Genomic DNA, 22,357 nt, shown 5'->3' on the forward strand with positions numbered 1-22,357 from the left:
CCAAAACCAAGACACGCCACGCTGTTTTGCCAGAAACGCGCATGGCCTGCCCCTGGACTGCCCCTGTAGGCAAACCATGCCCCATGACTTGAGCATTTGAATCCTGATCGATCCCGATCAACTCGCCGGGCTATGTCTACCGGGCTAATTTGAAGGTACGCTGACAGCCGCCAACGGAGAAAAAATGCTGACCCCGGCGCTTTCCGCAAAGCCGGTGGCATCCGCGCCCCGAATCGCCGACGCCGCGCAGGCATCCGGATTGTCCGAATGCTGACCGAAGCGCAGTCGGATGCGCCCGCTCCCAAAGCGGCCGGCAAGCTGAACTTGGAGAACCTCTCCACGGGCTAAGCCCACGATGTGATGACGAGCATGCTCGACTCCGGCAAGCTGACGCCCGAGGAGTACCAAAACATGGCGGCGGTGCTTCATATCCGTCCGCTGAATCAAAACCTGTGGTCTGTCCCATTCCCCGTGGACACTAACTTAAGGTGGATAATCCCCACCAAGGAGCAGTGTTCATGATCAAGACCAGACGTACTTTCCCGGAGGCCCTCAAGCGCGAAGCGGTTGAGCAGGTACTTGCCGGCACCCCGTTACGGCATGTTGCCCAAGCCTTCGACATTACCGAGTCGCTGCTGGGCAAGTGGAAGCGTCAACTCCAAGACGCAGGACCCGATGCCTTCTCTGGCCGAGGCAAACAGACCGGTGAAGCCGCCGAGCTCAAGCGACTGCGGGATGAACTGGCCCGCGTTACCATGGAGCGCGATGTCCTAAAAAAGGCGCTCGCCATCTTCTCGCAACCCATGAAGTGAAATTCCGCGCGATTCAGGCGCTGTCGGACCGCTACCCGGTAGCCCCGATGTGCCAACTGTTTCGTGTGTCCCGCAGTGGCTACTATGCGTGGCTACACCGCCCACCTTCGGCGCGAGAGATGGCGAACCGACAACTACTACGTGAAATCCGGCTGGTGCATGCCGAGGTCAATGGTATTTATGGCCATCGGCGTATTCATGCCGAACTTCTTGCACAGGGCTTCGCCTGCGGGCGGCATCGCATCGCGGGCCTGATGCGGCGAAACGGTATCAGGGTTAGAACTCGTAAACATTGTCGACCCGTCAGTGGTGGTCAACACCTTCTACCCGTGGCGCCTAATCTGCTGCAGCGACAATTTGCTGCTGGTGGCGACATCAATCAGCGTTGGGTGTCGGATATGACCTATATCCGGACCGGTGAAGGGTGGCTGTACCTGGCGGTGGTGCTCGACTTGTACTCCCGGGCGATAGTGGGCTGGGCCATGCATCATCGAATGCAGCAAGAACTGGTGCATGCTGCCCTGACGATGGCAGTGGCGCGCCGCCAGCCTTCAGGAGAGGTGATTCTGCATTCGGACCGCGGGAGTCAGTACTGTGCCTTTGACTACCAGGCATTGCTGAAACGGCACGGAATGGTACCGAGCCACTCCCGCACCGGGAACTGCTGGGATAATGCAGCGATGGAGAGCTTCTTCCGTTCATTGAAGTCGGAACGTGTTTATCTGACCCACTACCGGAGCTACGAGGAGGCGCGTACGGATGTGTTTGATTACATCCGCTTTTACAATCACCAACGACGTCATTCAACCCTGGGGTATCTGACCCCGATTGAATTCGAACGCCGCCGTTCAGAGCTTAGTGCTTAACCCTCTGTCCATGGGGAGTGGGACAGACCATGCGGCCGCGGCTGGTCCATTGCGCAAAATGTACTAACCTAAATCAAATTAGCGCCACGGCAAGGGTCGGATCATGAAAATAGCTCACAAAGCGGGACTCATCTCGGCGCTGGTCCTGGCCGTCACCGTGTCCACGCTGTCCTGGATCCAGTACCGCAGCATCGCCGACAGCGTCAGGCGCGACAAGCAGCAGGAGATCGCCCAAACCGGCCAAGTGCTGGCGGCGCAGATTGAAAACTGGCTGAACGGCAAGCTCAAACAGATAGATTTGATGGCGCAGCTGATAGACTCCGGCTTCAGCGCGGAGCGCATTCAGGAAGTGTTCGACCGCCCTCAGCACAAGCAGGAGTTTCTGCTGATCTTCGGCGGACTGGACACCGACGGCAAAAGAATCACCAACGATCCCAAATGGAACCCGCCGCCCGACTGGGACGCGCGCAAGCGCCCGTGGTATCCGGTGGCCAAGAACGCCAACGGCGCCGCGCTGACCGATCCCTACCCCGACGCCGCCTCCGGCGAGATATTGATCTCGGCGGTGGCCAAGCTCACTGACAAGGGCGCGGTCAAGGGCGCGTTTGGCGGCGACCTCAGCCTGAAAACCGTGTCCGAAGCGCTGAACACCGTCAATTTCAACGGCGCGGGGTATGCCTTTTTGCTGTCGGCCGACGGCAAGATCATCAGCCACCCCGACGGCAAGCTGAACGGCAAATCGGTGGCCGACTTGTTCGGCGGACAAGCGCCGGCCTTGAGCAAGGATCTGCAAGACATCGACGTGAACGGCAAAAAGCTGATGGTGGCCTTCCAGCCGCTGGACAAGCTGCAAAACGCCAAATGGCTGGTAGGCATCGTCCTGGACACCGACAAGGTAATGGCCAACGTCCGCTCGCTGGGCCAGCAGGCGATGATAGGCGCGGTGATAGGCGTAATCCTGAGCATGCTGGCGCTCAGCAGCCTGATGGGGCGGCTGATGCAGGCGCCGCTGCTGCAGCTGAAGTCATCGCTGGCGCAAATCAATAGCGGCAACGGCGATCTGACGCGCCGGATAGACGATTCCGCCAGCGATGAATTCGGCGAGGTGGCCCGCGAACTCAACACCTTCCTCGCCTACCTGCAGCAACTGGTCGGCGACATCCAGCGGATTTCGCATTCGGTGCACGACAGCACCGAGCAAAGCGCCAACGAAGCCCGCCAAAGCCGCAACGAGGCCGCCCGCCTGCAGCAGGAGCTGGACGGCCTGGCATCGGCGATCCAGGAAATGGCCGACACCACCGGGGAAATCAACAATAATGCCAGCGCCGTGGCCGCCGCGGCGAAGCAGGCGCATGAGGAAACCGATGGCCGGGTGAAACAGGTGGCCCAATCCGCCCAGTCCATCTGCAAACTGGCGCAGACCATGGAGGAAACTTCGCAATCGATGGGCGAGCTGGCCGCCTTCAGCAAAAATATCGAATCCATCGTCCAAGTGATTACCGGCGTGGCGGAGCAGACCAATCTGCTGGCGCTCAACGCCGCCATCGAGGCCGCGCGGGCGGGCGAGCTGGGGCGCGGCTTCGCGGTGGTCGCCGACGAAGTGCGCAAGCTGGCGTCGCAAACCCAGAGCGCCACCCAGGAGATACGCAGCACGATAGAGCAGCTGCAACGCGGGGTGGGGCAAGCGCACCAGAAAATGGAGGAAAGCCGCGAGCGCGCCGGCCATACCGTGGCCGAGGCGGAACAGACCAGCGAAATGCTGCTGCGCATCCAGGACGTGATCGCCGACATCAACCGCAAAAACAGCGAAATCGCCAGCACCATCCAGCGTCAAAGCGGCATGGCGCAGGACATCAGCCACAGCGCCGGCAATATCCAGCAGATAGGCCAGCAAGTGGCCGATGTCGCCGAGGTGCAATTGCAGCATTGCAATGAAACGTCGGAAAAAGTCGCGCGCCAGGATACGCTGATCAGCCGTTTCCGCATCTAGCGCCAAAACCCACGCCATCAACCGCGCGCTTGCCTGCCCTATCGCAGCCAAGCGCGCATGGCATTGGCCCGCATGCCTCCCTCCGTCCTTTCCACCCGCTCCAGCGACAGCTCCGATCCATCGGCGACGTCCGCGATTGCCAAAATTGCGACATGCTCATAAAATAAATGACATAGTCATTTTAAAATATCCGGCCGCGCAGTTTCAATAGCGACAGCCCGGACACCCCGCACCGCTCGACAAACGCGTCATTCGACCAACCGCAACAAGCACGCCAAGATCATCATTCCATGACAAACAAGACACTGTTCCGTATCGCCGCCGCAGCGCTGCTGGCCGGCGCCGCCTGCGCCAATGCCGCCTCCGCCGCACAGCCCGCCAACCCTCAAACCGGGCGCTTCGCGCCGTTGTATTACGGCCAACCGCTATGGATCATGCTGGGCTCGCCGGTTCCCGATGGCTGGGTCATCACCCGCAGCAGCGGCAACCAGAACGAAATCACCGACACCCACGGCGCGTCCTACACTCAGCAGCTGTCGGTCATGCTGGGCTCTCCGATTCCCAAAGACTGGGTGGTGATCCGCTCTACCGGCACCACTAACGTCATCTACTACAGCAAAGGCGCGTCGTTGGGAACCGAAATCGCGGTAATGCTGGGCTCGCCGACGCCGGACGGCTGGGTGATCGTTCGCGGCGACGGCAAAATGAACGTGCTGCATAATCTCAACGGTTCCAGCTATGGCAGCGAAATCACCGTGATGCTGGGCTCTCCCATCCCCGCCGACTGGGTAGTGGTGCGCGCCAATGGCAACAGCAATGTCATCCGCTACACCAAGGGCGCGGCGCCGGGAACGGAAATCTCGGTGATGCTGGGCTCGCCGATACCGGACGGCTGGGCAATCGTGCGCGGCGACGGCAATATGAACACGCTGCGCAATCTGAATGGCTCCAGCTATGGCAACGAGATTACCGTTATGCTGGGCTCGCCCATTCCCGCCGACTGGGTAGTGGTGCGCGCCAATGGCAACAGCAATGTCATCCGCTATACCAAGGGCGCCGCGCCGGGGACGGAAATCACGGTGATGCTGGGCTCGCCGATTCCGGCAGGCTGGGTGGTGGTGCGCAGCTCCGGCAATATGAACGTGATCCGTTACATGGGACGTTAAACGCGCAATCTCACGGCGCGGAAAAGCCTGCCCAAGGGGCAGGCTTTTCTCATCCGGCCAGCGCGCGCACGCGCATGAAAAAACCCGCCGGGAATCCGGCGGGTTTATCGCGGGTAGCGGAAGGTAGCTGGCTTACATCACTTCGATGATGCCGGCGGCGCCCATGCCGGTGCCGATGCACATCGTCACCATGCCGTGGCCCTTCAGGCCGGCGTCGCGCATGCCGTGCACCAGCGTGGCGGTGCGGATGGCGCCGGTCGCGCCCAGCGGGTGGCCCAGGGCGATCGCGCCGCCGTGCGGGTTCACCTTGGACATGTCCAGCTCCAGATCGCGCGCCACCGCCAACGCCTGGGCGGCGAAGGCTTCGTTCAGCTCGATCCATTTCAGGTCGTCCTGCTTCAAGCCGGCTTGGGCCAGCGCGGCCGGGATGGCTTCCTTCGGACCGATGCCCATGATTTCCGGCGGCACGCCCTTGACCGAGAAGGTCACGTAGCGGGCCAGCGGCACCAGGTTGAACTCCTTGAGCACGCGCTCGGACACCAGGATCACCGCGCCGGCGCCGTCGGACATCTGCGAAGAGTTGCCGGCGGTGACCGAACCCTTGGCGTCGAACACGGTTTTCAGCTTGGCCAGGCCTTCCAGCGTGGTTTCGCGGCGCGGGCCCTCGTCGGTGTCCAGCACGCGGGTCTTGCTCACCACTTCGCCGGTTTCCAGGTTCGGCGTGCGGTAAGTCACTTCCAGCGGGGTGATCTCGCTCTTGAACTTGCCTCCGTCGATGGCGGCCAGCGCGCGGCGGTGGGATTCCACCGCGAACGCGTCCTGGTCTTCGCGCGACACGCCCCACTGCTGCGCCACTTTTTCAGCGGTCAGGCCCATGCCGTAGGCGATGCCGTAGTTCTCGTCCTTGGCGAAGATTTCCGGGTTCAGCGACACCTTGTTGCCCATCATCGGAACCAGCGACATCGATTCGGAACCGGCCGCGATCACCACGTCGGCTTCGCCCAGGCGGATGCGGTCGGCGGCCATCTGCACGGCGTTGATGCCGGACGAGCAGTAGCGGTTGATGGTGATGCCGCCCACGGTGTTGGGCAGGCCGGCCAGCAGCACGCCGATGCGCGCCATGTTCAGGCCCTGCTCCGCTTCCGGGAAGGCGCAACCGACCACGCAGTCGGAAATCAGTTTCGGGTCCAGGGTCGGCACCTGGGCCAGCGCGCCGGTGATCACATGCGCCAGCATGTCGTCCGGGCGCACATGGCGCATCATGCCGCGCGGCGCCTTGCCCACCGGGGTGCGGGTGGCGGCGACGATGTAAGCTTCTTGTACTTGTTTGCTCATTTTCGATTCTCCTGTCGGCCGGCTGATCCAAGCGGTAGAAATCAACCGACCTATCATCTGGCTATTGGCCGTGCTTGCGGGAGGATTCGCAGCGAGCGGGCCGAGGTCAAGGCGAGAAGCGCAGCCGTACAAGTGGTACGGCGAGCATCACAGCCTTGAGATCGGCACGCGCAGCAGAATCATCCCCAAGCACTTAGTTGCGCAGCGGCTTGCCGGTGGTCAGCATGTTCGCGATGCGGTCCTGGGTCTTGGAGTTTTTCAGCAGGGTCATGAAAGCCTTGCGCTCCAGGTCCAGAATCCATTGCTCGTTAACCAGGGTGCCGGCCTCCACATCGCCGCCAGTCATCACGTCGGCGATCTGCGAAGCGATGAAGAAGTCGTGCTGGCTGATGAAGTTGCCTTCCAGCATGTTCACCAGTTGGCCCTTGATCGACGCGGCGCCGGAACGGCCAGCCACCGGGAAGCCCTTCACCTTCAGCGGCGGACGGTAGCCGGATTCTGCCAGCGCCAGCGCCTGCTTCTTGGCCACGTACAGCAGCTCATAGGCGTTGAACACCACCGGATCGCCCTTGCGGAAGAAGCCCAGCTCCTGCGCCTCGACGCCGCTGGTGGCGACCTTGGCGGTGGCGATGTTCATGAAGTAGTCCTTCAGCGCCGCCAGCACGTCGCCGCGGGCCTCCTGCGAAGCGCGCAGCGCGAATTCCTTGCAGCCGCCGCCGCCCGGCAGCAGGCCCACGCCCACTTCCACCAGACCGACATAGGACTCCAGCGCCGCCACGGTCTTGTCGCAGTGCATCGCGAATTCGCAGCCGCCGCCGAATACATAGCCCTGGGTAGCGGCCACGGTCGGGATCTGGCTGTAGCGCAGGCGCAAGGCGGTGGTCTGGAAGCGGCCGATCATCGAATCGATGGCGTCCCAATCGCCCATCATGAAGGCCGGCATCATCGACTGCAGGTCGGCGCCGACCGAGAACGGCTCTTCGGTCTGCCAGATCACCAGGCCCTTGAAGCGGTCTTCGGCGATGTCGATGGCGGTGTTCAGGCCTTCCAGCACGGCCGGGCCGATGGCGTGGGCCTTGGACTTGAACGACACCACCAGCACATCGTCGCCGGTGGTGAAGGCGCGCACGCCCTCGTTTTCAAACACGGTTTCGCCCAGCGGCGCCACGGCTTCGCCCAGCACCTTGGCCGGCGCCAGCTGACGCTGGTAAACATCCAGCGCGGAGCGGCCAATCAGCTTCTTGTCGGCGGCGTTGAACGAGCCTTCGGCGAAATGCACGCCGGCGCGATCACTCTCCAGCACCCAGGCCGGCAGTTCGGCGGCGGTCAGGGCCTTGCCGGCCTTGACGTCTTCCTGCAGCCATTTCGCAACTTGCTGCCAGCCGGCGGATTGCCAGGTCTCGAACGGACCGGCGCTCCAACCGAAGCCCCAGCGGATGGCGAAATCGACATCGCGCGCGCAATTGGCGATATCGCCCAGGTGGTAGGAGATGTAGTGGAACACGTCGCGGAAACATGCCCACAGGAATTGCGCCTGCGGATGCTCGCTGTCGCGCAGCTTCTGGAATTTCTCCGCCGGATCGGCGATCTTCAGGATGTCCTTGACCGCGTCGTCGCCCTTCTCGCCGGAGCCGACATACTCGCCCTTGGCCGGGTCGAGCACCAGCATGCGCTTGCCGTCTTTCTTGTAGATGCCGGCCTTGGTCTTGGCGCCCAGCGCGCCGGCGGCGATCAGCTTCTGCATCCAGTCCGGAGTCTGGAACAGGCCGTGCCACGGATCTTGCGGCAGGGTGTCCTGCATGGTCTTCACCACGTGGGCGAAGGTGTCCAGGCCCACCACGTCGGCGGTGCGGAAGGTGGCGGACTTCGGACGGCCCAGACGCGGGCCGGTCAGGTCGTCGACCACGTCGAAGCGGATGCCGTACTTGGCGGCATTGGCGATGGTGGCCAGCATCGAGAACACGCCGATGCGGTTGGCGACGAAGTTCGGGGTGTCTTTCGCGCGTACCACGCCCTTGCCCAGCGTGGACACCAGGAAGCGTTCCAGGTTGTCCAGGATGTGGGCGTCGGAGGTCACGCAGGGAATGATTTCAACCAGGTGCATGTAGCGCGGCGGGTTGAAGAAATGCACGCCGCAGAAGCGCGGGCGCACCGAATCCGGGCAGCCTTCGGCCAGCTTGTTGATCGACAGGCCGGAGGTGTTGGTGGCGAAGATGGTGTGCTCGCCCAGATGCGGGGCCACCTTGTGGTACAGGTCCACCTTCCAGTCCATGCGCTCGGCGATGGCCTCGATCACCAGGTCGCAATCCTTCAGCAGGTGCAGATGGTCGTCGTAGTTGGCCGGCTGGATGTGGGCCACCACATCGCTGCCCGCCAGCGGAGAGGGTTTCAGCTTTTTCAGACCGTCGATGGCCTTCAGCGCGATGCCGTTCTTGTCGCCTTCCTTGGCCGGAAGATCAAACAGGATGGTCGGGACTTTGGCGTTTACCAGATGAGCGGCGATCTGCGCCCCCATCACGCCGGCACCGAGCACGGCTACCTTGCGCACATTGAATTTGGTTTGAGACATGGTTTCCTCGATTTGTTGAAACACACATGAGACAGGCCCCTCTCAACCTGTCCAGCTTGCTTCAAGGACGAGCGTTGAATCGTCCTTGCCCTGCCCCCGCTCCGCCAGAGGCTGGAGCGGCGCAGGCGGGTACTACTTGATAGCGTGGCCGGCGATATTCGCTATTCTTCCGGTCCGTCACCACTCGCGGCCCGTTGCCGGACCCGCTTTGTAGACCATTCGGACGGCCCGCGCGCCGCGGAATCGTCCTGCAGATCGGCCAGCGTCGATAAAATATCAAACACTCGCTTTTATGTCGGATTAGTCTAACCCATTTTGGGCAAAATCAAAGCAGCTTTTGTAAAAAAACTGCATGCGGCGCTGGCGCGGCCGCAACAAAGCCGCCCACTGTGCCGGAACGACAACAGGGCAGACGCTGCGCGCCTGCCCTGTCGGAGTTTCAAGCCATTAAAGACGGCTTAGAAGCGGTAGTTGTACTGCAGGCCGAGCAGTTGCAGATAGGTCTTGTAGCTGCCATTGACCGTGCCGCCGTTGCCGGTACATGCGCCGTTATTGCCGGTCGGGTTGCAAGTATCCGAGTAGTTGACGTTGGCGCTCTTGAAGTCGATGAAACTGTACGCCATATCGATCGAGCTTTGCTTGTTGATCTTGAAGTTGGCGCCCAGCGACAGCCAGATGCGATCGCTATCCGGAATCGCCGGATGGCGCTGGTCATCCGACTTCACCGGAGACTGCTCCCAGGCCAAGCCGCCGCGCAGCATCCAGGCATCGCTCAGCTGGTAGTTGGAGCCGACCGACACGCGCCAGGTATCTTTCCAGTTCTGATGCAACACCAGATCGCCCTGCACCACGCCGTTAACGGTCGACTGCTTGATGTCGATCTGCTGCAGACGCGAGTTGCGCACCCAGGTCACATCGCCCATCAACGCAATTTTCGGATTCAGCTGATGGAAGAAGTTGGCCGATGCCGTCTCCGGCGTGCTGACATCGACAGACGCGGAAGCATCCGGGTGCGCAAGCTTGGCCGCGACAGCGGCAGGCAGCGTCACCCCGCCGATGGTCACATTGCCTTGGACGTTATTGAACGTCCAAGTAGAAGAGCCTTGCAACGATTGCTTCACAGTGGAGCGGTAGGCCAGGCCGAAGCGAGTGTTTTCATTCAACTGGAACATGTAGCCGATATTCCAGCCGAATCCCCAGTCATTACCCTCAACGTGAGCCAGACCATCGCCGCCAATGCCGCCAGCCCGCATTACAGCGGAGATCTGCGCCGGATTGGTCAAGGTAACGGTCGCCCCCCCCGGACCATACGGACCGGTGATGCCGCCAGCTGCGGCCGCCTTCATGGCGAGGCCGGACGTGGCGTCAGCCATCTGCTCCAGGGTGGCGTCCATGTACTGAGCCGAAATTCCGAAACCCAAAGAATTGCGCTCATCCAACTTGAAGGCGATGGACGGGTTGATGTTCAGCGACTGCAGGTCGATGCTCTTCAGCGCGTAGCGGCCGGCCCAGTTGAAGCCGTAGTCCAGCTTGGCGCCGTAGGGCACGTACATGCCGATGCCGGCGGTGATTCTGTCGTTGATCTTGCTGGACAGGTAGAAGGTCGGCGCCGCCACCGCCTTAGGCGCGAAAGTGCCGCCGTTGTCGCCGCCGGTGGGCTGGCCCAACACATTCTTGGAGCCGTTGTCAGTGTATTCGGAGTGCGGCACCACCAGGGTGACGCCAGTGGAGAGCTGGGTGCCGTCCAGCCTAGTCAGGCCGGCCGGGTTGGAGAAGATGGTGGACGGATCGTTGGCTTCCGCGCCGTTGGCATGGGCAGTGCCCTGGCCGGAGACGCTTTGCGAACCGAACTGATAACCCGAGGCAGCCGCCTGAGTGGACGCCAGGCCGAGCGCAGTGCCCATGATCATCACGGACAGGCTAAGATGCTTGAGCTTCATGCTTCCCTCTCTGATATTTCTTGAGTAGATATTTTCATTAACGATGACCCAATCATGGCGTGAGTCATAATCGATGCTACCAGAGAATTAGAGCAATCCCACCAAACCGCAGAGCTTTTGTTCCAAACGTTCGTTTTAATGCAACATTTCCACAACAATCGGGAAATACGGCAACACTTTCCTCAATCCTGGCCCAGCAGGCGCGACTTGCCATCGCGGTCGATAGCGACATAGGTGGCGATCACTTCGGTCACGCGCACGTGCGAGCCGTCCATCCGCTCCGCCTCCACCGAAATCTTCAGCGTGATGGACTTCTGCCCTATCCGCAGCCGTTCCACATACATGTCCACCACGTCGCCCAGCATGATGGGCGCGGCGAACTGGAAGGCGTTGACCGCCACCGTGGTGACCGGACCGCGCGACAGCCGTTCGGCGTCCAGACTGCCGGCCATGTCGATCTGGCTCATCAGCCAGCCGGCCTGCACCCTGCCGTAGGCATTGGTGCTGGTGGGCAGGGCCCTGACTCGCAAGACCGGAATCCGTTGCTCCTGCTGCTCCATTGCTTGAACTCCTGCCCGCCGGGCGCTAAGCGTTGACGAAAACGGCCGCAATCGCGTCGCAGCCGTTTTCGTCAACGCCGGACACGTCGCGCGTGTCCGGCGATAGTACCACTTTGCCGATCTTAGAAAATCAGGCGCTGCAGCATTTTGTCATCATGCTGCTCCAGCTTCATGTCGAAGTCGTCCACCATGATCACGTCGCGCTTCAGCTTGCGGGCGCGGGCGACGGCGTCGAACTCGGCTTGCGTGATCAGGCCGGTCTGCAGCGCTTCGGCCAGGCGCTCGCGGGCGGTGATGGTGCGGAACTTGCCGTCGCGGGCCAGCTTGCGCAGCTTCTGCTCCACCGGCTCGGTCGCCAGCACGGCCTCCAGCGCGTGGCCCAGCACGCCGACCGCGTCGTTTTCATCCTTGGACACGTACATGCCGCGGGTAAGGCGGTCGCGGGTGGCGCCGGGCTCCATCAGCGCGCGCGCCACCTTGGTGCCGACGCGGTCGGACGCCGGCTTCAACGTCAGGCCCCACGGGAAGATGATGCGGCGCAGAATCCACGCCAGCGCGCGGTTGGGCAGGTTGGCCAGAAAGCCGTCCATCGCCACTTGCACGTCGTACAGCGCGTTTTCCACCGCCCAGCTCATCACCGCGATGTCTTCCTTCGGCGCGCCGTCGCGCTCGAAGCGCTTCAGGCAGGCGGTGGCGATGTACAGCCCGGACAGCATGTCGCCGAGGCGGGCCGACAGCTTCTCGCGGAACTTCAGCGAGCCGCCCAGGCTGAACATGGCCATGTCGGACAGCAGCGCGAAGGCGCTGGACAGGCGGGTGGTCTGTTTGTAGTAGCGCGCGGTGACGCCGCCCTTCGGGCTGCCGGCGAAGCAGGCGCCAGTCAGGCCCAGCCAGAAGGCGCGCACCTTGTTGCTGATCACGAAGTTGATGTGGCCGGTGATCGCCTTGTCGAACTCGGCGCCGTCGTTGGCCATCGCGGCTTTCATTTCGCGCAGCACGAAGGGATGGCAGCGGATGGCGCCCTGGCCGTAGATGATCATCGAACGGGTCAGGATGTTGGCGCCTTCCACGGTGATGCCGATCGGAATCGCCTGGTAGCCGCGCGCCAGGTAGTTGCGCGGGCCCAGCACCACTGCCTTGCCGCCATGCACGTCCATCGCGTCGTTCAGGGTTTTGCGCATGCGCTCGGTGTTGTGGTACTTCAGGATGGCGGACAGCACCGACGGCTTCTCGCCGTTATCCAGCGCGGTCAGCGCCAGATCCTGCGACGCCTCCATCTGGTAGGTGAAGCCGCCGATGCGGGCCATCGCCTCATCCACGCCTTCGAACTTGCCGATGGGCAGGCCGAACTGGTCGCGGATACGGGCATAGGCGCCGGTGGTCCAGGTAGTCAGCTTGCCGCAGGCCACCGACATCGCCGGCAGCGAGATGCAGCGGCCTACCGACAGGCACTCAACCAGCATGCGCCAGCCCTGGCCGGCGAAATCGCGGCCGCCGATGATCCAGTCCAGCGGAATGAACACGTCCTTGCCCCAGGTCGGGCCGTTCATGAAGGCGGCGCCGCCCGGGAAATGGCGACGGCCGATTTCCACGCCGGCGTGCTCGGTCGGCACCAGCGCGCAGGTGATGCCGATGTCTTCCTTGTCGCCCAGCAGGTGGTCGGGGTCGTACATCTTGAACGCCAGGCCCAAGATGGTGGCCACCGGCGCCAGGGTGATCCAGCGCTTTTCCCAGCTCACGCGCACGCCCAGCACGTTTTCGAAGTGCTCGCCGGTGCGCGGGTGGGTGTAGGAGCCGCGGCATACCACGCCGAAGTCGGGAATGCTGCCGGCGTCGGAGCCGGCGTACGGGCTGGTCAGCGCGAAGCAAGGCACTTCCTGGCCCTTGGCCAGGCGCGGCAGATAGTAGTCCTTCTGCGCTTCAGTACCGTAGTGCTGCAGCAGCTCGCCCGGGCCGAGCGAGTTGGGCACCATCACCGATACGGCGGCGGAGCCGCCGCGGGTGGCGATCTTGGTCACCACCTTGGCATGGGCGTAGTTGGAGAACTCCAGGCCGCCGTATTTCTTCTTGACGATCATGCCCAGGAAGCCGTTGTCCTTGATGAACTGCCATACTTCCGGCGGCAGGTCCTTCAGCTCGTGGGTGATCTTCCAGTCGTCGATCATGCCGCACAGCTGTTCGGTCGGGCCGTCGATGAAGGCCTGCTCTTCAGCCGTCAGCTTCGGATCCGGAAAAGACAGCAGGCGCTGATAGTCCGGCTTGCCGGAGAACAGATCGCGGTCCCACCATACGGTGCCGGCGTTGATCGCTTCCTGTTCGGTCTGCGACATCGCCGGAGTGATTTTCTTGAAGATGCCGAATACGGGGCCGGTGAACACCGCGCGGCGCAGCGGCACGATATTGAGCACCGCGGCGACAACGGCGAACATCGCCCAGACGGCGACGGACGGCGGACAATGGAAAACGAACTGGAGCGCGGCGAGCCAGGCGGCGATGCCCACAGTCCAGGCCAGCACCGGCGCGGCGAAGTACGCCAGCGCGCCGAGCAGCGCGATCAGAAGAATGGCAGCAATCATTGTGTATTACCCTCGTGTTGACCCCTCACTCCCGCAAACCGCTGCCTTGCTTTTGTCATACTCCGGCAGGCGGCGCGGAATCAGCCTTCGACAGGCGAAACCAAACCGGCAATCACGAAAGGCACCAGATATTTGACGATCATGTCCGGATCCCGCGCGGTGACGATCTGGCTGCGCGTGAAGATTTTCAGCACATCGTTACCGGCGAAAGCGTTGAACATGACGCTGAAGGCGAGGTGCATGCGCCAGGCCAACTGCTCCGGCTCCAGATGGGGCAGCGCCTTCTGGAAGGCGCTGGTATAGCGTTGCACGAATACGCTGTATTGCTGGGAGATGGTCTCGCGCAGCAGCCGGTGGTTTTCCACCAGCGTGCGCGACAGCAGGCGCACGAACATCGCGCCGCCGCGGGACGGGTCCTTGGACAGCGCCAGGCAGGGTCGGATGAACGACAATACCAGCTGATCCAGGGGCAACTCGCCCTCTTCCGCTTCCAGCTTGTCGAGTTCTAGCAGGCAGCCCTCCAGCAGCGGGGCCAGCCGGCGCATGAACACGGATTCGAACAATGCGTCCTTGGAGCCGAAGTGATAGTTCACCGCGGCCAGATTCACCTCGGCCTGCTGGGTGATCATGCGCAGCGAAGTCGCCTCGAAACCGTGCTCCACGAACAGACGTTCTGCAACATCCAGAATGCGGGTAGCGGTGTCGGGACGGCTTGCCTCCATGTTCTCCAGTGCCTTTATTGTATTTGCTTGTGGTTTAGTCTTGCTCATCTCAGCTTTCGAACAAGCGTTTCAAACTTACGTTTTAATTTGATCAATGTCAAGGCAAGACCATGCCCGCGACATTCACCGACTCAGGGCAATACAAAAACGGCAGTCCAATTTTAGACTGCCGTTTGAATGAAACACGCGTTAAAAGGGCTTAGTCAAGGCCTCGTAACAGATCTTGTTTAAGGTCGGCCACATTTTCCAGACCGACGCTGACGCGCAACAGCCCTTCGACGATGCCCGCCCGGTCGCGCGCCTCCTGGCTGACCCGCGCGTGCGTGGTGCTGGCCGGGTGGGTGATGGTGGACTTCACATCCCCCAGATTGGCGGTGCGGGAGATCACCTGCGCGGCATCGACCACCCGCCAGGCCGCCTCGCGGCCGCCCTTCACCACGAAGGACACCACCGCGCCGCCGCTTTTTTGCTGGCGCCGCGCCAATTCATGCTGCGGATGGCTTTCCAGCCCGGGGTAGTACACCCGCTCCACCTGCGGCAGGCTCTCCAGCCAGCGCGCCAGCTCCAGCGCGTTGGCGCTGTGCTTTTCCATCCGCAGGTGCAGGGTTTCCATGCCCGACAACAGCGTCCAGGCGTTGAACGGCGACAGCGACGGCCCGGCCGCGCGCACATGCAGATAGATTTGTTCGATCAGCGCGTCGCTGCCCACCACCGCTCCGCCCATCACCCGGCCATGGCCATCGAGGAATTTGGTGGCCGAATGCATCACCAGGTCGGCGCCCAGCGCCAGCGGCTGCTGCAGCGCCGGCGAACAGAAACTGTTATCCACCACCAGCAGCGCGCCATGCTCATGGGCGATGGCGGCGATGGCGGCCACGTCGGCCACCTCGGTCAGCGGATTGGACGGTGTCTCCAGGAACAACAGCCGGGTTTCCGGCGTGATCGCCGCGCGCCAGGCGGCCAGATCCCTGGCGTCGACGAAACGGGTGGCCACGCCGAATTTCGACAGCTGGCCGGCGAACAGATTGGTGGTGGAGCCGAACAGGCTTTGCGACGATACGATGTGGTCGCCCGCCTTCAGCAGCGTCATCATGATCGCCTGGATCGCCGCCATGCCGGTGGCGGTGGCGATGGCGCGCTCGCCGCCCTCCATCGCCGCCAGCCGCTGCTGGAAAGCCGCCACGGTGGGGTTGGTGAAACGGGAATAGGTGTAGCCCTCCACTTCGCCCAGGAACATCGCGGCGGCCTGGGCCGCGGACTCGTAGGTGAAGCTGGAGGTCAGATACAGGGCCTGGCTGTGTTCGCCGAATTCGCTGACGGTGCGGCCGGCTCGAATGGCCTGCGTTTCCGGGTGCAGGGAGGATGGTTGCAGGTCGGACATGCGCTTCTCTCTTTCTCATCATCCGGCCGAAGCCGGTTGTCATTACCCATCCATCTTGCCTGAAAACCGCCCGCTTGCTAAATGCCGTCCGGCGCTATCGTCGTGCCCGGCGCGGCATTTGGCGGGAAAAACAGGAAAAAACCCGCCATCCTGCGATGGCGGGTTGCAAGGCGGGAGGCCGTGCGCGGCCTACAGCGCGGCGCGGAAGATCGCGCAGATTTCTTCGTGGCTGGCCTTGCGCGGATTGGTCAAACCGCAGGCGTCGTTCAGCGCATTGCCCGCCAATAAAGGAATATCAGCGTCCTTCACGCCCAATTGCGCCAGCCCGGCCGGGATGCCGACATCGGCCGCCAGCCGCCTTATCGCCGCGATGGCGGCTTCCGGACTGCGCGCCTCCTCGCCCAGCGCGACGGCCACATCGCCCAGCCGGCCTCCGGCCGCCTCGGCATTGAAAGCCTGCACATGCGGCAGCAGCACCGCGTTGCACACGCCGTGCGGCAAGTCGTAGAAACCGCCCAGCTGGTGCGCCATCGCGTGCACATACCCCAAGGACGCGTTATTGAAGGCCATGCCGGCCAGGAATTGCGCGTAAGCCATCTGCTCGCGCGCTTCCATGTCCTTGCCATCCTTCACCGCGCGGCGCAGGAAACCGGCGATCAGCTCCACCGCCTTCAAGGCGCAGGCATCGGTGATGGGGGTGGCGATGGTGGACACATAGGCCTCCACCGCGTGGGTCAGCGCGTCCATGCCGGTGGCGGCGGTCAGCGCGGCCGGCATGCCGGCCATGGTTTCCGGATCGTTGACCGACAGAATCGGCGTGGTGTGCTTGTCGACGATGGCCATCTTGATATGGCGCGACTCGTCGGTGATGATGCAAAAGCGCGTCATTTCGGACGCGGTACCGGCGGTGGTGTTGATCGCCACCAGCGGCAGTTGCGGCTTGGCCGACTTGTCCACGCCCTCGTAGTCCTGGATCTTGCCGCCATTCACCGCCACCAGCGCGATGGCCTTGGCGCAGTCGTGCGGCGAGCCGCCGCCCAGCGACACCACCGCGTCGCAGTGTTTTTCCCGCAACAAGGCGAGACCCGCTTCGACATTGGCGCAGCTGGGATTGGGATGCACGCCGTCGAAGATCACCGGCTCGATGTCGGCCTCGCCCAGCAATTCCGCCACCTTGCCGGCCAGGCCGGCCTTGACCAAGCCCTGGTCGGTGACGACAAGCGCGCGGCGGAAACCGTAGCCGCGCATGGCGTCGACGGCTTGCCGCAGACAGCCGGCGCCCATCAGGTTGAGCGAGGGGATGAAGAAAGCGCTGGTGCTCATGGTTTCGTCTCCGTTCAGTGGACCGATGTCATGAACATAGTCTGCGCCCCGCCGCCCTCCTCCCGCCTTGCCTCAGGTCAACAAAAGCCGCAAGGCGCGGCCCGCGTCAGTGGAAGCTGGCGGCATTGTCGCGCAGCCATTGCGCCGCCAGCTCGCCGAAGCCGTCCCACATGATCTGCACCCCCAGGCACAGCAGAATGAAGGCCGACAGCCGCAGAAACACCACCGAGCCGGTCTGGCCCAGGTAGCGCAGCAGCTTGTCGGCGTGGCTGTAGCACAGATACACCAGCACGCTGCAGGCCAGGATGGCGGCGGAGCCCGCCAGCGGCGCCACCGCGTAACGGACGATGCCCTTGCCGCTGCCGGTGAGCGTGGCGCCGATGGTGATGGCGACCGAGATGGAGCCCGGCCCCACCGTCAGCGGGAAAGTCAGCGGGTAAAAGGCGCGCTGCTTGAGCTCGGCCTGGCTGTCGCCGCGCGACGGCTCGGTCGACGGCTGGCTGGCCTCGGCCGGCGTGTCGTTCAACATGCGCCAGGCGGCGAAGGTGATCAGCAAGCCGCCGGACATCTGCACCACCGGCAGTGACACCCCGAAAAACGACAGCACATAGCCGCCGACATACATGCTGCCCACCAGCAGCAAGGCGCAATACAGCGCGATGCGCCGCGCCAGGTAGCGGCGCTGCTGCGGCGTGTTGCGCGCCGTCATCGAGATGAAGATGGGCACCAGGCCCGGCGGATTCATGATGGGCAGCAGCGCCGCCATCACGAACAGAAATTTGGTCAGGAAGATGGACAGCAACGGCATTAGGGCAGCTCCGCGGGCAGATGTTTAAAATCTTTTCAGGATCGTAAATGTAAACGCAAAAAAGCCCGCTTGCCAGCGGGCTTTCCAATTCAATTCAGCCAAGCGGGGTTCCGGCTATTGCGCATCCGTCCGCGGCGCCCCTTCCGGCAGAATCCGCCGCGCCACCCACCAGGGCCGCGCCACCAAGAATATCCCGAACGCCGCTTCCAGCAGGCAGCTCAACAGATCCAGACGGCGGTCCGGAGTGAAGTAAAAACCCAGCGCCGGCCGATCGGCGGCAATCAGCAAGCCCAGCACCGCGAACAATTGCGGCAAAGCTCGCAACGATGCCCAAAGCCCGAGAATGGCTGTGCCTGCCGCCAGCAACTCGCGCCCTGGAATCTTCAGCGCATTGGCGTCATGCGTGCGCGGCACCAGCTTGTGCGCGATGAACATCGGGAAAAACCAAAGAAAAGCGGCCAGCAGCAAAGGCAACAGCGGCATCACATACAGCAATGGCGCCGCAGCGCCGCTATCGGGCCGCCCGCCCAGAAAGCTGGCAATGCCAAGCGACTGGAAGGAAATCACCACCAGCCACAGCGCGAACAGCCTGGCCGCCATGCCTACGATTTGTTGAGGCGTCATTAAGATTCTTTCAGTTCGCAATCCACGTCGTCCGGCATTTTACACGCAAAGCGGAAGCGGCTTTCGGTCAACGCGCAGCTTGGCGGCCATTAGCGCTCGTGAACTTTCACATTGCGCGCCCAAACGGCAAACAGGCCCCTGAGGGCCTGTTTCATTTTTACGCGCGGCTTTCGCCGCGACGGTCAGGCTTGAGCCTCAGCCAATTTGCCGCCGCGGCTTTCCTCGCGCAGCTCCCGCGCCTTGCGGTGGGCGTCGGCCAGGTCAACCTGCTCCAGCGGCACCAGGCGGGTCTTGTGCTTGACCCGGTAGCCCCACCACAGCGCCAGGAACAGCGGAATGCCGACATAAGTGGCCACCACGCCGTTCCAGTCCACCTTGGCGGCGGTGAAGGCGGTGTAGTTCTGGCCCAGCATGATCAGCATGCACAAGGCGAAGGCGAACAGCGGCCCCAGCGGGAACCATTTGGCCTTATACGGCAGATCGGCCAGGTCATAGCCCTGCCGCACATAGGCGCGGCGGAAGCGGTAATGGCTGATGGCCACGCCCAGCCAGGCGATGAAGCCGGTCATGCCCGACGAATTGAGCAGCCACATGTATACCGCGTTGCTGTCGAACAGCGAAGTCAGGAAGCACAAGCAGGCCACCAGCGTGGTGGCGTACAGCGCGTTGCGCGGCACGCCGTCGGCGGTCAGCTTGCCGAAGCGGGCCGGCGCCATGCCGTTCTTGGCCATCGCGTACAGCATGCGGGTGGACGCGTACATGCCGGAGTTGCCGGCGGACAAGATGGCGGACAGGATCACCGCGTTCATCAGGCTGGCGGCGAAGGCCAGGCCGGCGCGGTTGAACACCAGCGTGAACGGGCTGGCGCCGACATCCTTCATCTCGTTCTTCAACAGCAGCGGATCGTTGTAAGGCAGGATCAGACCGATGATCAGGATGGACAGCATGTAGAACATCAGGATGCGCCAGAAGATCTGCCGCACCGCGCGCGGAATGGTGCGGCCCGGATTGGCGGACTCGCCGGCGGCCACGCCGATCAGCTCGGTGCCCTGGAAGGAGAAGCCCACCACCATGGCCACGCCGACAAAGGCCGCCAGGCCGCCGACGAAGGGCCCTTGGCCCTGCATCATCACGCCGAGGCCGGGCGCGATGCGCTGCGGCTGCGGTTCGGTCATGATGCCGAAGATCATCAGAAAGCCGATGACGATGAAGGCGATGATGGTGGCCACTTTCAGCATCGAGCACCAGAACTCCGCTTCGCCGAAGCCCTTCACCGAGAAATAGTTGAGCGCGAAGATCAGCACCAGAAAGCCCGCGCTCCACACCACGCCGGGCACCGCCGGGTACCAGTAGTGCATGATGATGGCGGCCGCGGCCAGCTCCACCGCGATGGTCACCGCCCAGTTGTACCAGTAGTTCCAGCCTTGGGCGAAGCCGAAGGCGGGGTCGACGAAGCGCGAACCGTATACCTGGAAGGAACCCGACACCGGCATGAAGGCCGCCATCTCGCCCAGGCTGGTCATCAGGAAGTACACCATCAGGCCCACCAGCGCGTACGCCAGCAAAGCCCCGCCGGCGCCGGCGCCGGCCACCGTGGCGCCCGATGCCAGGAACAGCCCGGTGCCGATGGAGCCGCCGATGGCGATCATCGACAGATGGCGCGCCTGCAGCGAGCGCCGCAGTTCCGGCGCGTCTTGTTTCTTGTCCATATCCAACTCGCTCTAATGTTCAGCCGCGCGGGATTGCCCCGCGCCGCCCTGGCGGATCGCCGGGCCCGAATAATCAAAGCGGAAAAGAATGACATCGTTCGTTCGCATTGCCTAGCCCGGATGAGGCAAAATATGCAAAAAACGAAAATGTCATGTTCGCAAAAGAAACAAACTCGCCCGTCACACCCGCTGTGGCCCTTGCATCCAGCTCATGCCGTACCGCGCCGGCGACAATTCCGCCTCCCCGCCGCAGCCCTCCCCGTTCCAGCCATCTCCCAGGCGCGGCGGCGCAACCAATTTTGGGAGCGGCTCCGCCCCTCCGCACGCATTTCTTGGCCTTGCGGAACAGCGCCATACGCAATGGACAAACCTCGGCGCGTCCATGAAATGTAAAAATCACGAATCGGCTGAAAACCTCGCGGCTCGGTCTTTTGACTGCGCAGCCCTACTGGAATCAAACGCTTAGCATGGGGAAAGGCAATCGAGCATCCGCACCGACCCAACAAAGAAAGCAAACACTCATTTTTAGTTAACAATTTCAAACACAAACCGCGCTCGGACTAAAACCAGGCTCATACAATTCGGTCAGTCTTAAAATACAACGCGGCTGGCATAGGCCGCTCGATTTTTAGCATAAACGCAGCATAAAGCATGAAAAAATGTCATGCTCTGCCAGTTAATAACAAGTGAAACGTCCGTCCGGAGCACGCCGCATGTCGACCCCCACGTCCGCCAAATCCAACCGCCTGCCTTTAGTCATCGCTGCCATCGCCGTCATCGGCGGCGGCTGGTGGTGGCACCAGCACAGCAAGAGCGCCAAGGATGCCGCCGCCAACGCCAAGGGCGGCGCGCCGATGGCGGTGGGCGTGACCGCCGCGCGGACGCTGGACGCCCCGCTGCAGCTGAACGCGCTGGGCACAGTCAACTCCACGTATACCGTCACCGTGCGCAGCCGGGTGGACGGCCAGCTGGACAAGGTGCACTTCGAAGAAGGCCAATTGGTCAAGCAGGGCCAGTTGCTGGCCGAACTGGACCCACGACCCTATCTCGCGGCGCTGACCCAGGCCCAGGGCCAGTTGCTGCGCGATCAGGCGCTGCTGCAGAACGCCCAGCTGGACCTGGCCCGCTACCGCCAGTTGCTGGGGCAGAACTCCATCTCCAAGCAACAGGTAGACACCCAGGACGCGCTGGTCAAACAATATCAGGGCACGGTCAAGCTGGACCAGGGCTCGGTGGACAACGCCAAGCTGCAGCTGGACTACAGCCGCGTCACCGCGCCGGTGGCCGGCCGCGTCGGCCTGCGCCAGGTGGATCCGGGCAATATCGTGCACGCCAGCGACGCCAACGGCGTGGTGGTGATCACCCAGACCCAGCCGATCAATGTGGTGTTCGCCATCCCGGAAGTGAGCCTGTCGCAGGTGTTGCAGGCCGCCGCTGACAACAAACAGCTGAAAGTGGAAGCCTGGGACCGCGACAACAAGCACAAGCTGGCCGACGGCGTCCTGCTGGCGATGGACAACCAACTGAACACCAGCACCGGCACCATCAATATCAAGGCCAAGTTCGCCAACGAAAAACAGGCGCTGTTCCCCAATCAGTTCGTCAACGTCAACTTGCAGCTGGGCGTGCGCAAGAACGCCATCGTGGTGCCGACCGCCGCGGTGCAGCTGGGCAAGGCGGGCAGCTATGTCTACACCGTAGGCAGCGACTCCACCGTCAGCATCAGCAAGGTCGCGGTGGGCCCGGCCTCCGGCGACGTCACCATCATCGAATCCGGCCTGCGCGCCGGCCAGCAGGTGGTGATAGACGGCGTGGACAAGCTGCGCAACGGCGCCAAGGTCAAGGTGATAGACCGCGCCGCGCAAAGCCAGGAAGCCGCCGCGGCGGCCAGCGAAGGCAAGCCGCACCGCAAGCACGGCGCCAGCGGAGACTGGGGCAAGCGTCACGCCTCGGCCGCCAACTAAGCGCAAGGATAC

The 22,357-nt window shown here is 62.8% G+C and carries 17 protein-coding genes; 5 read left to right on the forward strand and 12 right to left on the reverse strand.

The window, feature by feature from the left end:
• Positions 1-144: 144 nt before the first annotated feature.
• Positions 145-429, reverse strand: a complete 285-nt coding sequence (locus U6115_RS13820) for a hypothetical protein (RefSeq protein WP_146008289.1) — start codon at positions 427-429, stop codon at positions 145-147.
• An 89-nt stretch (positions 430-518) separates the two neighbouring features.
• On the opposite strand from U6115_RS13820, the gene U6115_RS13825 reads away from it, so the two are divergent.
• From U6115_RS13825 to U6115_RS13840, 4 genes are all read left to right on the forward strand, one after another.
• Positions 519-812 (forward strand): transposase, encoded by a 294-nt coding sequence (locus U6115_RS13825; protein WP_101527445.1) that lies wholly within the window; start codon positions 519-521, stop codon positions 810-812.
• The gene (locus U6115_RS13830) at positions 809-1,678 is read left to right on the forward strand and encodes an IS3 family transposase (protein WP_101527471.1); all 870 of its coding nucleotides are present in this window, start codon (positions 809-811) and stop codon (positions 1,676-1,678) included. The genes U6115_RS13825 and U6115_RS13830 overlap by 4 nt, the downstream gene beginning before the upstream one ends.
• A 103-nt stretch (positions 1,679-1,781) precedes the next feature.
• Entirely contained in the window at positions 1,782-3,668 is a 1,887-nt protein-coding gene (locus tag U6115_RS13835; RefSeq protein ID WP_043581559.1) for a methyl-accepting chemotaxis protein, read from the forward strand.
• Positions 3,669-3,958: 290 nt separating this feature from the next.
• Positions 3,959-4,834 carry a hypothetical protein gene (locus U6115_RS13840; protein WP_052258476.1) on the forward strand — a complete coding sequence of 292 codons (876 nt, stop codon included), beginning with the start codon at positions 3,959-3,961 and terminating at the stop codon, positions 4,832-4,834.
• A 132-nt stretch (positions 4,835-4,966) separates the two neighbouring features.
• Here the strand turns inward: U6115_RS13840 and U6115_RS13845 are convergent, their stop codons facing one another.
• The 11 genes from U6115_RS13845 to U6115_RS13895 all read right to left on the reverse strand — a co-directional run bounded on the left by U6115_RS13845 (position 4,967) and on the right by U6115_RS13895 (position 20,381).
• Positions 4,967-6,169 (reverse strand): acetyl-CoA C-acyltransferase, encoded by a 1,203-nt coding sequence (locus U6115_RS13845; protein WP_043581557.1) that lies wholly within the window; start codon positions 6,167-6,169, stop codon positions 4,967-4,969.
• 193 nt (positions 6,170-6,362) lie between these two features.
• Positions 6,363-8,738, reverse strand: a complete 2,376-nt coding sequence (locus U6115_RS13850) for a 3-hydroxyacyl-CoA dehydrogenase/enoyl-CoA hydratase family protein (RefSeq protein ID WP_043581555.1) — start codon at positions 8,736-8,738, stop codon at positions 6,363-6,365.
• A gap of 458 nt (positions 8,739-9,196) precedes the next feature.
• Positions 9,197-10,678 (reverse strand): OmpP1/FadL family transporter, encoded by a 1,482-nt coding sequence (locus tag U6115_RS13855; protein WP_047238405.1) that lies wholly within the window; start codon positions 10,676-10,678, stop codon positions 9,197-9,199.
• A 182-nt stretch (positions 10,679-10,860) separates the two neighbouring features.
• A complete protein-coding gene (locus tag U6115_RS13860; RefSeq protein ID WP_230623452.1) occupies positions 10,861-11,208 on the reverse strand; it encodes an acyl-CoA thioesterase in 348 nt (115 codons plus the stop codon).
• Positions 11,209-11,360: 152 nt separating this feature from the next.
• The gene (locus U6115_RS13865) at positions 11,361-13,814 is read right to left on the reverse strand and encodes an acyl-CoA dehydrogenase (RefSeq protein ID WP_043580704.1); all 2,454 of its coding nucleotides are present in this window, start codon (positions 13,812-13,814) and stop codon (positions 11,361-11,363) included.
• Between the two features lie 80 nt (positions 13,815-13,894).
• Positions 13,895-14,536 (reverse strand): TetR/AcrR family transcriptional regulator, encoded by a 642-nt coding sequence (locus tag U6115_RS13870; RefSeq protein WP_043580701.1) that lies wholly within the window; start codon positions 14,534-14,536, stop codon positions 13,895-13,897.
• A gap of 199 nt (positions 14,537-14,735) precedes the next feature.
• Positions 14,736-15,917, reverse strand: coding sequence for an O-succinylhomoserine sulfhydrylase (locus U6115_RS13875; RefSeq protein WP_043580699.1), 1,182 nt, complete (start codon positions 15,915-15,917; stop codon positions 14,736-14,738).
• 189 nt (positions 15,918-16,106) lie between these two features.
• Positions 16,107-17,240, reverse strand: a complete 1,134-nt coding sequence (yiaY, locus tag U6115_RS13880; protein WP_043580697.1) for an L-threonine dehydrogenase — start codon at positions 17,238-17,240, stop codon at positions 16,107-16,109.
• 106 nt (positions 17,241-17,346) lie between these two features.
• Entirely contained in the window at positions 17,347-18,048 is a 702-nt protein-coding gene (locus tag U6115_RS13885; protein ID WP_043580695.1) for a MarC family protein, read from the reverse strand.
• A 114-nt stretch (positions 18,049-18,162) separates the two neighbouring features.
• Positions 18,163-18,618 carry a hypothetical protein gene (locus U6115_RS13890; RefSeq protein WP_146008288.1) on the reverse strand — a complete coding sequence of 152 codons (456 nt, stop codon included), beginning with the start codon at positions 18,616-18,618 and terminating at the stop codon, positions 18,163-18,165.
• Positions 18,619-18,854: 236 nt separating this feature from the next.
• The gene (locus U6115_RS13895) at positions 18,855-20,381 is read right to left on the reverse strand and encodes an amino acid permease (RefSeq protein WP_043580692.1); all 1,527 of its coding nucleotides are present in this window, start codon (positions 20,379-20,381) and stop codon (positions 18,855-18,857) included.
• Between the two features lie 713 nt (positions 20,382-21,094).
• Between U6115_RS13895 and U6115_RS13900 the strand changes: the two genes are divergently transcribed.
• Complete coding sequence (locus U6115_RS13900) at positions 21,095-22,345, forward strand: MdtA/MuxA family multidrug efflux RND transporter periplasmic adaptor subunit (protein ID WP_043580690.1); 1,251 nt, start codon at positions 21,095-21,097, stop codon at positions 22,343-22,345.
• Positions 22,346-22,357 lie beyond the last annotated feature (12 nt).

This window comes from Chromobacterium subtsugae (assembly GCF_035919665.1).
Lineage (GTDB): Bacteria > Pseudomonadota > Gammaproteobacteria > Burkholderiales > Chromobacteriaceae > Chromobacterium > Chromobacterium subtsugae.